Genomic DNA, 13,968 nt, shown 5'->3' on the forward strand with positions numbered 1-13,968 from the left:
AGGCGCCTCGGGAAGTGAGTACCACAGCCCCGGGAGAATCACGCCGGCTCATCTCCACCGGAACACTGCTGGTCAGCCGAAGTTCGGAAGCTCAAGAGAAGGAAACACGGCAATGCGGTCGATCCGTCTTCGGATCCTCATCACTTGTGGCGTACTGGTGGCGGCCGGGGTCGGGGCATGCCAGGTGCTGCCCTCCGACGACGTCCGGACCCGTCCGATCAGCGTCGGCACCACCGACGAAGTGACCTCCCTCGATCCGGCCGGTGCATACGACGTCGGCTCCTGGGCCATGTACAGCAATGTCTTCCAGTCGTTACTGACCTTCAAGCCCGGTTTGACCACTCCCGTCCCGGACGCCGCCCGTAGCTGCCACTTCACCGGGGGGAAGCTCAAGACGTACCAGTGCGAGCTCCGCGACGACATCACCTTCGCGAGCGGCCGCAAGGTCACGGGCGAGGACGTCAAGTACTCCTTCGAGCGCATACTGGCCATCAAGACGGACGTCGGCCCGCAGCGGCTCTTCTCGACCCTGAAGTCCGTCGTCGCAGAGGGCCGGACCGTCACCTTCAACCTCAGCGGCAGGGACGCGACCTTCCCGCAGAAGCTCGCCACCGGCGCCGGTTCGATCGTCGACCGCGCCCAATACCCCCCGAACGCGCTGCGCGAAGGCAACGCCGTTCACGGCTCGGGCCCGTACATCCTCAAGGAGTACGAACCGGGGGTCCGCGCCGAGCTGGAGCCGAACCCGAAGTACAAGGGCGCCGTCACGAAGACCGGCGGAACCGTCGTCATCAAGTACTTCAAGGAGTCCGAGCAGCTCGCGTCCGCGTGGAGGACGAAGGCGGTCGACGTCACGCACCGGCAGCTGCCGCCGCGGATGCTGTCCACCCTGGACGACACGGAGGGCGACATCCGGATCCATGAGGCCGACGGCGCCGAGATCCGGAACCTCAACTTCAATGTGCGCCCGGGCTCACTGATGGCCGAGAAGGCCGTTCGTCAGGCCGTGGCCGCCGTCATCGACCGTCCGAAGATCGTCACCGGCGCGTACCACGGCACGGTCGAGCCGCTGTACTCGCTGATCCCGCGGGGCTTCGCCGGTCACAGCACCCCCTTCTTCGACGCCTACCCGGAGCCCGACCCGAAGCGCGCCGAGAAGCTGCTGAAGGACGCGGACGTGAAGACCCCCGTGAAGTTCACCCTCGGCTTCCGCAAGGACGCCACCTACGCCGCCGAGGCCGCGGAGTTGAAGCGTCAGCTGGAGGGCACCGGCCTGTTCCGGGTCGAGGTCGTCCAGGCGGACTGGGCGGACTTCCAGAATGCGTACGCGAGAGGCCGGTACGACGCATACACGGTCGGTTGGCTCCCCGACTTCCCGGACGCCGACAACTTCACCGCGCCGCTCGTCGGCACCGACAACACCCTGCACAACGGTTTCTCCAGCAAGAAGATCGACTCGCTGATCTCCTCGACGCAGCAGTACGGCGACCGGACACGCTCAACGCCGGACTTCGAGGCCATCCAGCAAGAGGTCGCGAGGGACGTACCGCTGGTGCCGCTGTGGCAGAAGAAGGACTACATCCTGTCGACGGGGGACATTGCCGGATCGCAGTTCCTCACCAACGACACCCACATCTGGCCGCTCTGGGAGCTCGACCGGATCTAAGTCCGGGAGCTCGACCGGATCTAAGAGGGCATCTGATCAATGTCCACGTGGTCGTGAGCGGCATGTCCGTTTCGATTCGCCAGGTCGGTGCCGATTCTCCGGTGGGTTCGCGTGGTGTGGTGGTCGTGGACGGTCTCGAACGGCGGGAAGTCGTGCGGCAGGTGTCGGGCACTGTCGGGTCGGCGTGCCGCAGGCGCCCGGCGCCGGCCACGTCACCGGCAGATCACCGTGGCGCGTGCACGGTCTGGATCAGACGGTTCGACTGTCCCCGGCGGATGAACACTCCCCGTCCCGGCGGCTGCTGGGACGCGTACACCCCGGGGAACAGCTGCCCCTCGCTGCGGTCGCCCGCCATCAGGACGGCCGACGCCCCCGATTCGCGCAGGCCCTGCACCAGCGGCTCGTACATCCCGCGCGACGCGCCCGCGACACGGCGCGTCAGCACGAAGTGCAGGCCGATGTCGACGGCGGAGGGGATGTACGGCAGGAACGGACCGAGCGGCGACTGGCCGGCCGTGGTCAGCACGTCGTAGTCGTCGACGAGGACGACGATCCGAGGGCCGCTGCCCCAGCTGCCGGGCTCCAGATCCTCCAGGCGGGCGTTCTCGTCGGGCAGTCGCTTCTCCAGTTCGGTGGCGATTCCCGCCGAAAGGCCGGCGCACAGCTTGGCGTTGTACGCGTAGCCCCCGTTGAACTCCTCGGGGACCGCGCCGCGCAGGCTGCGCCGCGGGTCCATGACGGCGAAGACCAGCTCGTCCTCGCCATAGCGTTCGACGAGGCCTTCGGCGATCGCCCTCAGGAGGTTCGTCTTGCCGCACTCGCTGTCGCCCATGACGAGCAGATGCTGGTCATGGCCGAAGAGGTCGAGCAGCACGGGCGCCAGCGCGGTCTGGTCCAGGCCGATCGGCACCTTCGACTGCTCGACGGCCGGACCGGGCAGCAGGTGCGGTTCCAGGACCTGCGGCAGGACCCGTACGGGCTGGGCGACCTCACCGCTCCAGGTGGCACGGATCGTACGCGCAGTGTGTTCCAGGACCGTGCCGAGCTCCGAGACGTCCGGAAGCGAGTCCGTACGGGGCAGTGCGACCTGCGCGAACAGCTTGCCGTCGGTGAGCGCCCGGCCGGGCTCGTCCGGCGAGAGGGTCTCGGCGAGCTTGCGGTCGATGCTGGACTCGCTCGGGTCGTTGAGGCGCAGCTCGACGCGGGTTCCGAAATTCGACTGGGTGGCGATGCGGACGTCGTTCCAGCGGAGCATGCCGGCGACGACATGGATGCCGTAGCCGCCGCCTCGCTTGAGGATGTCCACGACGACCTCGTCCAGCTCCTCGAAGTCGTCCCGCAGCGCGCCGAAGCCGTCGATGACGAGCACGATCTCGGCCGAGGCCAGCTCGGGCAGCCGGCCCGCCGCGTGCAGGGTGCGCAGCTGCTCGACCGAGTCGATGCCGTGCTCGCGGAAGAGGTCCTCGCGCAGGGCGAGCATGTTCCGCACCTCTTCGACGGTGCGTGCCGCACGCTCGCGGTCGGCGCGGCCCGCCACGCCCCCGACGTGGGGGAGCCCGGCGAGGGCCTGGAGCCCGCCGCCCACCAGGTCGAGGCCGTAGACGCCGACTTCCTGCGGCGTATGGGTCAGGGCAAGGGAGAGGACGAGGGTCCGCAGGAGCGTCGTCTTGCCGGACTGCGGGCCGCCTATGACGGCGGCGTGTCCGCCTGCCACGGTGAGGTCGAGGTACCACTGGCCCTGCCACTGCCTGGTCGGGTCGTCGAGCACCCCGATCGGCACCGTCAGCCGTCCGCGCCGCTTCGACAGCTGCGTCCCCCGCCGGCCGACCTCCAGCGGGCCCGCCACGTCGTCCAGGGCGATGGCGCCAGGCAGGGGCGGCAGCCAGATCCGGCGCACCGGGGCGGCGGCGTTCTCCAACTGCCCGACCACGACGCCCAGCTCGGTCGGGCCGGTCTCCCGACGCCGCACGGTCTGCTCCTGTGGGGTCGAGGCGTCGGGTGAGCCCAGTGTGTTGTACGCCTGGTACTCCAGGGCGAGGGGGCCGGTCTCCTCCTCCTCGACGCGCCGCACTGGGCCGCGGTAGGCGCCGGAGACGTAACTCGCCTTGAAGCGCTCGTAGTGGCTGGTGTCGACCTTGAGGTAACCGAAGCCCGGCAGCGGCGGCAGGTGGAAGGCGTCCACGGTGTCCAGGACGGTGCGTGACTCGTCGGCGGAGAACGTACGCAGGCCGAGCCGGTAGGAGAGATAGGTGTCCAGACCCTTGAGCCTGCCGCCCTCGATGCGCTGGCTGGACAGCAGCAGATGCACACCGATGGAGCGGCCGATCCTGCCGATGGACAGAAACAGGTCGATGAAGTCCGGCTTGGCGGTGAGGAGTTCACCGAACTCGTCGATGACGACGAACAGGTGCGGCAGCGGCTCCAGGTCGGGGCGGTTCCCGGCGCGCAGCGCCGCGTAGTCCCCGATGTCCGCGACGTTGCCGGCGTCTTTGAGAACCTGCTGGCGACGCTTGACCTCGCCCGCCAGAGAGGCGTGGACACGCTCCACGAGCCCCGCCTGGTTCTCCAGGTTGGTGATGACACCCGCCACATGGGGCAGGTCCGCGAACGGCGCGAAGGTCGCGCCGCCCTTGTAGTCGACCAGGACGAGTGCGAGGTCCTCCGGCGGATGAGTGACCACCAGAGCGAGGACCAGGGTGCGCAGCAGCTCCGACTTTCCGGAACCGGTGGCGCCGACGCACAGACCGTGCGGGCCCATCCCGAGCTCGGACGACTCCTTCAGATCCAGGAGCACCGGTTCACGGGAGTCGCTGATGCCGACGGGCACGCGCAGGAAGGCACGTTCGCCGCGCGGCGCCCACAGCCGCGACACATCGATTCGCGCCACATCCTCGATACCGAGCAGTTCGGCGAAATCGACCGGCCCGGCGAGCGGTGCGTCGGTGAGGGACTCCGCCGAGAGCCGCAGCGGCGCCAGCATCCGGGCCAGGCCCTCCGCGAACGCGATGCCCACCTCGTCCACCGTGCCGTGAGCGCTGATCGTCTCCTCTTCGCGCAGGTCCTCCGTGACCACCTGGTCGCCGTCGACGGTGATCCGTACGCCGACGTGGCCCGGCTCCTGGATTCTCTCCTCGAGCAGGTGCAGGACGGTGACGCCCATCTCGCGCAGGCCGACCGCGTCATCGGGGCGCGGCAGGTCGACGGCGTCCTCGCCGTGTCCGTCACTGACGACGAGCAGTCTGGACGTCATGGTCAGGGCGTCCTTGCCGGACAGGCCGCGCCGGACCTCGGCGGCGTAGGAGGCGCGACGGCGCAGTTCGGGACCGATCTGCCGGGCGAGCTGGGAAACGGACGGGGCGATACGCCGGGCAGCGACCGGGCCGTCGAACTGATCGGTGTCGAGCAGATGCGGCATCCACTTCGCCCACTCCCAGTCCTCGAGCCGGTCACCGGGTACGGCGAGCGCGATGCCCACGTCGTCGGGCGCGTGCATGGCGGCGGCCTGGACGATCAGGGCACGCGCGACGCGCAGGCAGTCCTCGCGGGGGCCGACGACGCTGATGTTGCCGACGCGGTCCAGGGGGACGGTGAGCGGAAGTTCGGTGCCGGTACGGAAGCGTGAGGTGAGCGCCGACGCCTCGTTGAGCATGAAGCGGTCGGGCGGCGTGAGAACGGACGAGCCCTGCTCCGCGACATTGAGATCACGTACGGTCATCTCGCCGGTCCCGACACGCACCCGCAGGAAGTCCTCGTCGCCACGGCGGCGCTCCCACAGACGGGCCGGGTCGCGGACGATGTCGTACAGGGCGAGCGGTGGCGGATCGAGGATGCCGGCACGCTCACGGCGCTCGCGCTCCTCGGCGGAAAGCTCCTCGCGCAGCTCCTCCAGATAGGCGAGGTACGCCTCGCGCTGGGTGCGGCGGGTGCGCTGCGCCTTGCCGCGCTGCGAGAAGACCAGCACGACCGAGCCGATGATGGTGACGACGAGGATGATCGCACCCAGCGCGGCGAACTGGCTGTTGCGTACGACCGTCATCATCACCACGGACGACATGACACCGGCGACGGGCAGCAGCGACATCGCGATGTTGCCCGCCTTCCCCTCGGGGAGGTTCGGCGGGGCCTCGATGGTGCGGGCGGCGGAAGCGGCCGGGGGCCTCGTGTTACGGGCCGGGCGGTGTATCAGTCGGGTGCTCATCGTCGTCGTCCGTCGTCGTTCACGGTCGGGCTCGGCAGGGGAACCATCGGGCTCGGCATGATCAGTGACGTTTCTGCGACAGCTGGAACACGTCGGCCGAGAGACGGGCGGCGGTCTGCCGTGTCGAACGGGCCAGCAGACCGGTGTGGATCGCACCGCCTGCCGCCAAATGCCGGTCGTAGGGCAGGACATGCACGCCCGCTCCCGTCGCTTCCAGCCGCGCGACCGCCTTGTCCAGATCCACCCCGCGGTGCGGCACCAGTTCCGTGAGCACGACCACCGTGCCGGCGATCATGTGCCGGGGCAGCCCCTGCATCCACTGGAGCACCGCGTGCGTGCTGGCGATGCCCTCCAGCGTGGCGGGTGCGGTCAGGACCCGGGCCTGGGCGGCGGAGAGCGCGACGCGGGCGACCTCGGCAGGCAGTGTCTCGCAGTCGACGACCGTCACACCGAAATAGCGGCGCAGCGACACCATGACCCGCTCGTACGCCCGGGTGTCCAGCATCGCGCCGATCTGGCCCTGACTGCCGGGCAGCAGCCAGGCGTTGCCCGGAAGCTGGACGAGATATCCGGTGACGTCGAGCAGGGACATCTGCGGCTCGACGATGTCTGCCACGTCGCCGATCGTCCAGCGCAGCGACTCCGCGCCGAGCCGAAGCGGCAGTGAGCCGAGCGCCGGGTCCGCCTCGACCAGGAGGACGGGGTCCTGCCGGTAGTGGGAGTACGTGGTGCCGAGCAGCGCCGCGACGGTCGATTTGCCGGCGCCGCCACGTATGGAGGTGACCGCTATCTGGCGCCCGGTCGTCACGGGCTGCTGGAGCACCTCCGCGGTACAGGTGCTCTCGGCCACCTCACGCGCGGCCGACGACACGACGATGCGCCCCACGGCACGGGCGGCGCGGGCGGCGAAGGACTCGCCGCGGCGGGGCCCGCGACGTGCGGCGGCAACGTCCGCGCTGACCACGGGCCGTGAGTCGGGGGTGTGCCGGGGCCGGGTGGCGGGGCCGGCGGCCCGGGGAGATGTAGGACGGGGACGGGGCTGCACCTGAGGGTGGTGCGCCGGGCTGCCTTGCGCAGGGCCCGGGTCCGCCTGCGGCGCCTGATTCCCCAGGGCCGCTGCCGGGGCCGGGGCTTGAGCTGTCTGCGGCTGAGGCTGCTGGGCGGGCTGTGTCTGCGATCCGCCGCCGCCCGCCTGGCGGGGCGGGGAACTGCCCTGCGACGAGGCCGTATCCGGCGCCCGGTCGCCCCCTCTGAGGTCACGCAGCAGATCGCGCTGCCAGTTGTCTCCGTTCGGCATGCCTGCCGTCTCCTCCGCCCTGCTGCCCCGCCCCGGAGCGCCTTCGCGTTGACTCAGAACTTGTTGAGCAGTTGTCCGTACGTGCCGAACACTCCCACGGCGAGCGGGAAGAGCCCCACCACTGCGATCGACTCGACCAGATCGGCCGTACGCCGCAGCCGGACCCGAACATGCTCGGGAGGCTGCACCGCCAGGACGAGCAACGGCAGCACGGCGGCCGCGGACAGCACGGCGAGCGGACCGGCACCCCCGGCGTGCTGCATCCACAGGACGACGAGGCGTACGACGAGTGCCGCTGCGGCGGCGAAGAGCACCACTACCTCTGCGACCAGTGGGAAGGCCCGTGCGCGGGACAGCAGCACCAGGGCGACGAGCGAGGGAAGCACCACCGTCCACACGGTCGGACTCCCGGCCAGGGTGAGCAGCCACCCTGCGGCGGCTGCGGACACCGCGGCGACCATCGTCGCGAGGGCGAGCCCGCGATGTGTGGCGGCGAGCGCGCTGGCCACCTGGTGGCGGCTGACGGAAATGCCACCCGAGCGGCGGTCGTCGAGGGCGGTGAGTCCCGACGTCATCAGGGCGATCCGCGGCAGCAGGCCGAGCAGCACCACGGAGAAGAGGGCCATGACCGCTCCCAGCCGGGTCGGCTCGTCCTGGACGGCGGCAACGGCTTCCCACACGACCGTGACGACGCCGGTGGCCAGGGCCCCGATGAGTCCTCCGCGGCCGAGCGGCGAGAAGAAACCGAGGAGGAGCAGCGTCAGGCCCAGCGACGTCGCGACGACGGCGAGCCGTGCGGTGCCGGGCCAGCCGTAGGCGTCGGCGGCGGTCCACGCGGCGAGAACGCCGAGCCCGCCGGAGGTCAACAGGAGGGCGGTCGCCAGACCGCGGTTGCCCCGTCCGACCCTGGCGACGATCGCTCCCGCGATTGCGAGGACGAGTGTGACGGCCCCGAGAACGCCTGCCAGGGAGCCGAGCCCGACCTCACGGCGGGCGAGCAGCGCGGCGATCACCGCGAACGAGACGGTGGCCACCCCTGCGGCAGCACGGCGGGCGCCGGGCCGCCAGCGCCAGGTCTGCAGGTCGAGATCGTCGGCGACCTGGTCGATGACGTCGTGCACCACCGGGGCAGGCGGGGCGGAGTGGATCCTGACCAATCGAAGGACGGCGCCGTCGGACATCCCGGCCGAGGCCAGCGTGCTCTCGTGCGACAGCGCCGAGCCGTCGGCCGTGAGCAACTGCCGTGTCATGGGACGTGACGCGGCCCTGTCGTCCAGCAACTGGAGAATGTCCGGAAGCAGTTGACCGATGGGAGTGTCGGAGGGCAGGACGATGTCTGCGCGGCGTCGCTCGCCGACCAGCGTCACCCTGCTCAGTTGCGCCCGGGAAGTCGTTGCTGTACTCACCACTTGCGGGAACCTATCACCGCGCCGCAGTGAACTCCTGGGTGTTTTGCGCCGATCCGTATCGTCACCGGATCCCCCATTCTCTTCCGGTAATTCTCTCCGCCACTGCGAACTCCTCGCGCATGACCGGCGCTCGTCAACTCTTTCCTGCGCCCGCCGACTTCTCCGGCTCCGGGGACTGCACCGGCTGCTGGTACCGCTGCTCCTGGCGCTTCTGCTCGGCCTTCTGCCTCTCCAACGTGTGCTGGAGGAAGGACCACCCGATGCACCCGGCGCACAGGACCGCCGCTGCCGCGATGCCTGCGAACAGCTTCCCGAGCCTCTCGTCCGCACTGCGGCGCGTCCGCTGTGCTCCGAAAAGCAGAGCGTCCCGCATTCTGCGCCGGCGTACCGCCACCGACTCCAGAAGCTGACTGTCGTAATCCCGTGACATTCGTCGCTCCGTCGCCTCAGCCGTCCGTCACATCCGCCGCGCGGCAGCACGTCGGGCCGTCGCGGTCGACGACCGTCCGCGGCCGCCGTGATCGAGGCATGCGGAATCCCCCGGCAATTGCCTCTGCAACATAGAGCATGGCCACGACGCGGACACACTCGGACCGCCGCCGCCGGACACGCCTACGAGTTGTACGTGCTCTGCGCCCGCTCCAGCCCGTCGGCCACCAGCGACTCCACCGCGTCCGCCGCACGGTCCACGAACCAGTCCAGCTCCTTGCGCTCCGCCGACGAGAAGTCCTTCAGCACGAAGTCCGCGACCTGCATCCGCCCCGGCGGCCGGCCGATACCGCAGCGCACCCGGTGGTAGTCCGGACCCATCGCCTTCGTCATCGACTTCAGACCGTTGTGCCCGTTGTCCCCGCCGCCCAGCTTCAGCCGCAGCGTCCCGTAGTCGATGTCCAGCTCGTCATGGACGGCGACGACGTTCGCCGTCGGCACCTTGTAGAAGTCCCGCAGCGCCGTCACCGGGCCACCGGACAGATTCATGTACGACATCGGCTTGGCCAGCACCACCCGCCGGCTCGACGGCCCCGGAGCCCCGATCCGGCCCTCCAGCACCTGCGCCTGCGCCTTCTGCGCACGCTTGAACGAGCCGCCGATCCGCTCCGCCAGCAGATCGGCCACCATGAAACCGACGTTGTGGCGGTTGCCCGCGTACCCCGGCCCCGGATTGCCGAGACCCACGATCAGCCAGGGGGCATTCACGTCCGACATCTGCGCCGCGTCTCCTCGTCACCGGCCCGAACAACAAGAACGGGGTGGCGGGCCGCAGCCCGCCACCCCGGTCACACAGAGCTTACGGCTCAGGCCTCCGCGGCCTCTTCACCCTCGCCCTCGGCGCCCTCGGCAGCCGGCTCCTCGGCCTGCGCGGCCAGGACCTGCAGGACGACGGTGTCGTCCTCGACCGTCAGCGTGGTGCCCTTGGGCAGGGTGATGTCCTTGGCCAGGACGGAGTCACCGGCGGACAGACCCTCGATGGAGACCGAGACGGACTCGGGGATGTGGGTGGCCTCGGCCTCGACCGGCAGGGCGTTCAGCACGTGCTCGACCAGGAAGGCGCCCGGCGCCAGGTCACCCTCGGTGTGGACCGGGATGTCGACGCTGACCTTCTCGCCGCGCTTCACCAGCAGCAGGTCGACGTGCTCCAGGAAGCCCTTCAGCGGGTCGCGCTGCACGGCCTTCGGGATGGCCAGCTCGTTCTTGCCCTCGAGGTCCAGGGCGATCAGGACGTTCGGCGTACGCAGGGCGAGCAGCAGCTCGTGGCCCGGCAGCGTGACGTGGACCGGGTCAATGCCGTGACCGTACAGAACACCCGGGACCTTGCTGTCACGGCGGATACGGCGGGCGGCGCCCTTGCCGAACTCGGAACGGAGCTCGGCGGCGATCTTCACCTCGGACATGTGCACTCCTCGTATTGAGCAGAAATCTGGTGGCGGTCACCCGGCCACGACAGGCCTGCTACGAAGAGCGCGTCGATAACGGACCGCCGCAACCTGATCGGTGCGGCCTCCCTCGCCGAGCAACTCAGGCAGTCTACCCAGCGCACGCCACCACCCCAAATGGATCACCCTGCACCCGCCGGGCAACGGAAAGAGCCGCCCCACGGGGGGCGGCCCTTTCCGGAACGTACGACCCTGCGGCTACGCCTGCTCCTCGAAGAGGCTCGTCACCGAACCGTCCTCGAACACCTCGCGCACCGCACGGGCGATCGTCGGCGCGATCGACAGCACCTTGATCTTGTCCAGCTCCAGCTCGCCCGGCGTCGGCAGCGTGTTCGTCAACACGAACTCGCTCACCTTCGAATTCTTCAGACGGTCAGCGGCCGGCCCCGACAGGATGCCGTGCGTCGCCGTCACGATCACGTCCTCCGCGCCGTGCGCGAACAGCGCGTCCGCCGCGGCGCAGATGGTGCCGCCCGTGTCGATCATGTCGTCGACCAGGACACACACCCGGCCCTCGACCTCACCGACGACCTCGTGGACCGTCACCTGGTTGGCCACGTCCTTGTCACGGCGCTTGTGCACGATCGCCAGCGGCGCGTCCAGACGGTCGCACCAGCGGTCCGCGACCCGGACCCGCCCCGCGTCCGGAGAGACGATCGTCAGTTTGGCGCGGTCGACCTTGGCGCCCACGTAGTCGGCCAGCACCGGAAGCGCGGACAGATGGTCCACCGGGCCGTCGAAGAAGCCCTGGATCTGGTCCGTGTGCAGATCGACCGTGAGGATGCGGTCCGCACCCGCCGTCTTCAGCATGTCCGCGATCAGACGGGCCGAGATCGGCTCACGACCACGGTGCTTCTTGTCCTGACGGGCATAGCCGTACGACGGGATGATCACCGTGATGCTCCGGGCGGAAGCCCGCTTCAGAGCATCGATCATGATCAGCTGCTCCATGATCCACTTGTTGATGGGAGCCGTGTGGCTCTGGATCAGGAAGCAGTCGGCGCCACGTGCCGACTCCTGGAAGCGGACGTAGATCTCACCGTTGGCGAAGTCGAAAGCCTTCGTCGGGACGAGGCCGACACCCAACTGGTGCGCAACCTCCTCGGCCAGCTCGGGGTGGGCGCGGCCGGAGAAGAGCATCAGCTTCTTCTCGCCGGTCGTCTTGATCCCGGTCACAGCACTGTCTCCTCAGACGTGTTCTCTGGCCGCGGCGGTCCAAGGCACATGGGTCCCGGGCGCGAGCCAGCCGAATTTGTGTGCACGTATCACGGTACGCCGAGTTCGGCGCACCTGTTTCCGGTCAGTTCTCCTCGGCGACCCGTTCCGTTGCCGCCGCAGCTGCCTGCGCGGCCGCGCTCCCGGGCCGCTTACGAGCCACCCAACCATCGATATTCCGCTGCTGGCCGCGAGCGACGGCCAGCGAACCCGCCGGCACGTCCTTCGTGATCACCGACCCGGCAGCGGTGTAAGCACCGTCCCCGACAGTGACAGGAGCCACAAACATGTTGTCCGAGCCCGTCTTGCAGTGCGAGCCGATCGTCGTGTGGTGCTTCGCCTCGCCGTCGTAGTTCACGAACACGCTCGCCGCGCCGATGTTCGTGTACTCGCCGATCGTCGCGTCACCCACGTACGACAGATGCGGAACCTTCGTACCCTCACCGATCGACGAGTTCTTCATCTCGACGAACGTGCCCGCCTTGGACTTCACACCCAGACGCGTACCGGGCCGCAGATACGCGAACGGGCCCACCGACGCGCCCTCGCCCACCGTGGCCCCGTCCGCCACCGTGTTGTCCACCCGGGCACCCGCACCCACCACCGTGTCCGTCAGTCGCGAGTTCGGGCCCACCTCGGCGCCCTCGGCGATGTGCGACGCGCCCAGCAGCTGCGTACCCGGGTGCACCACGGAGTCCGGCTCGAACGTCACCGTCACATCGAGAAGCACCGAAGCCGGGTCCACGACCGTGACACCGGCCAGCATGGCCCGCTCCAGCAGCCGCTCGTTCATCAGCTTCCGGGCCTCGGCCAGCTGCACCCGGTTGTTGATGCCGAGGATCTCCCGATGGTCGGCTGCCACCGACGCACCCACCCGGTGCCCCGCCTCACGCAGGATGCCGAGCACATCGGTCAGGTACTCCTCGCCCTGGCTGTTGTCCGTCCGCACCTTCTTCAGGGCGTCGGCGAGCAGCAGCCCGTCGAACGCGAACACACCCGAGTTGATCTCCCGGATCGCCCGCTGTTCGTCGGTCGCGTCCTTGTGCTCCACGATCGCCGTCACCGCGCCGGTCGCCGCGTCCCGCACGATGCGCCCGTACCCGGTGGAGTCCGGCACCTCGGCCGTCAGCACGGTCACGGCGTTGCCGTCGGCGACATGCGTGCCGGCCAGCTCGGACAGCGTCCCGCCGGACAGCAGCGGAGTGTCGCCGCACACGACGACGACAGTCCCTTCCAGCCGGCCGCCGAGCTCCTCCAGCCCCATGCGCACGGCGTGCCCGGTGCCGTTCTGCTCGGCCTGGAAAGCGGTCCGCGTCCCGGCGTACCGCTCCCCGAGGTGACCCTCGACCTGCTCCCGCGCATGCCCGACGACGACCACGAGCTGCTCCGGGTCGAGCTCGCGCGCGGTGGAGACGACATGCCCGACGAGCGACCGCCCGGCGATTTCGTGCAGGACCTTGGGGGTCTTCGACTTCATGCGGGTGCCCTCACCCGCTGCGAGAACGACGACGGCTGCCGGGCGGATGGCGCTCACGGGTATGCCCTTCGGCTTCGGGTGGTGGGACAACCGAAGGATACCGGGGGGTTTCGGGCCGGAAACGAGCGCGGGTCCCGACCGTGCAGGTCAGGACCCGAAAGCGACAGCTCCCCCGCCAGGACTCGAACCCGGACATAAGGCACCAAAAGCCTCAGTGCTGCCAATTACACCACAGGGGACTGTAAAGGCGACCGAACCGGATATTTGGCCCGTGCGCCTACTGGGCACCCAACACTATGCCGTACCAAGCCCCTTCCGTGCGACGGCGGAGGTCGGCGCTCTTGGCGAGGTGGATGTCGGTGTACCCGGCCGTAGGCTTCGGCAGGTCCCGCACCCCCGGTGGGATCGAGTCCTCGGAGCACCCCGGCTCGACCTGGATCTGGTCGTACGTCATGCCCTGGAGCCGCCCAGCTGCCGTGCCTGCCCGCGCAGGTCGTCCTTTGCGGTTCGGGCGCTTCGTCCACTCGGGAGGCGGCTCGCCCTTCACCAGGCGACCCGGGATGCCGTCGTTCTCGATGTGCAGGCGCTCGCGGATCTGTCGGAGGCTTTGGCCGTCCTGGCGCCGCAGGGCTGCGCCCTGCTCGCGGAGGCCTTCGACGTCGGCGTGCTTGCCGAGGCTGTGTGTACTGCGGCAATCGTCGTTCGGAATGCGGACGTCCGGGTCGAAACTCTGGTCGATTCACCAGTTCGAGCGGACCTGGAACATTCCTCG

At 69.4% G+C, this 13,968-nt stretch carries 9 protein-coding genes, 1 tRNA gene and 1 pseudogene; 1 reads left to right on the forward strand and 10 read right to left on the reverse strand.

Going from position 1 to position 13,968, the window contains the following annotated elements:
* Positions 1-112 precede the first annotated feature (112 nt).
* Positions 113-1,666, forward strand: a complete 1,554-nt coding sequence (locus IE198_RS14315; RefSeq protein ID WP_189886422.1) for an ABC transporter substrate-binding protein — start codon at positions 113-115, stop codon at positions 1,664-1,666.
* A gap of 223 nt (positions 1,667-1,889) precedes the next feature.
* On the opposite strand, the gene eccCa is transcribed toward IE198_RS14315, so the two are convergent.
* From eccCa to IE198_RS36590, 10 genes and pseudogenes are all read right to left on the reverse strand, one after another.
* Entirely contained in the window at positions 1,890-5,864 is a 3,975-nt protein-coding gene (eccCa, locus tag IE198_RS14320) for a type VII secretion protein EccCa (RefSeq protein ID WP_189886424.1), read from the reverse strand.
* 61 nt (positions 5,865-5,925) lie between these two features.
* Entirely contained in the window at positions 5,926-6,828 is a 903-nt protein-coding gene (locus tag IE198_RS14325) for a MinD/ParA family ATP-binding protein (RefSeq protein ID WP_444545425.1), read from the reverse strand.
* Between the two features lie 386 nt (positions 6,829-7,214).
* Positions 7,215-8,570: a type VII secretion integral membrane protein EccD gene (eccD, locus tag IE198_RS14330; RefSeq protein ID WP_189886429.1), complete on the reverse strand. Its 1,356-nt coding sequence runs from the start codon at positions 8,568-8,570 to the stop codon at positions 7,215-7,217.
* A gap of 133 nt (positions 8,571-8,703) precedes the next feature.
* Positions 8,704-9,000: a hypothetical protein gene (locus IE198_RS14335; protein ID WP_189886430.1), complete on the reverse strand. Its 297-nt coding sequence runs from the start codon at positions 8,998-9,000 to the stop codon at positions 8,704-8,706.
* 182 nt (positions 9,001-9,182) lie between these two features.
* On the reverse strand, positions 9,183-9,776 hold the full coding sequence (gene pth / locus IE198_RS14340) for an aminoacyl-tRNA hydrolase (protein WP_189886432.1): 594 nt from the start codon (positions 9,774-9,776) through the stop codon (positions 9,183-9,185).
* A gap of 89 nt (positions 9,777-9,865) precedes the next feature.
* Positions 9,866-10,462: a 50S ribosomal protein L25/general stress protein Ctc gene (locus tag IE198_RS14345; RefSeq protein WP_189886434.1), complete on the reverse strand. Its 597-nt coding sequence runs from the start codon at positions 10,460-10,462 to the stop codon at positions 9,866-9,868.
* A gap of 240 nt (positions 10,463-10,702) precedes the next feature.
* Positions 10,703-11,680: a ribose-phosphate diphosphokinase gene (locus IE198_RS14350; protein WP_100107526.1), complete on the reverse strand. Its 978-nt coding sequence runs from the start codon at positions 11,678-11,680 to the stop codon at positions 10,703-10,705.
* Between the two features lie 124 nt (positions 11,681-11,804).
* Complete coding sequence (glmU, locus tag IE198_RS14355) at positions 11,805-13,253, reverse strand: bifunctional UDP-N-acetylglucosamine diphosphorylase/glucosamine-1-phosphate N-acetyltransferase GlmU (RefSeq protein ID WP_189886436.1); 1,449 nt, start codon at positions 13,251-13,253, stop codon at positions 11,805-11,807.
* Positions 13,254-13,363: 110 nt separating this feature from the next.
* A tRNA-Gln gene (locus tag IE198_RS14360) sits at positions 13,364-13,435 on the reverse strand.
* A 134-nt stretch (positions 13,436-13,569) separates the two neighbouring features.
* A pseudogene (locus tag IE198_RS36590) lies at positions 13,570-13,905 on the reverse strand (hypothetical protein); the annotation flags it as partial.
* Positions 13,906-13,968: the final 63 nt, after the last annotated feature.

Source organism: Streptomyces xantholiticus, assembly GCF_014651015.1.
In the GTDB taxonomy this organism is placed as follows: Bacteria; Actinomycetota; Actinomycetes; order Streptomycetales; family Streptomycetaceae; genus Streptomyces; species Streptomyces xantholiticus.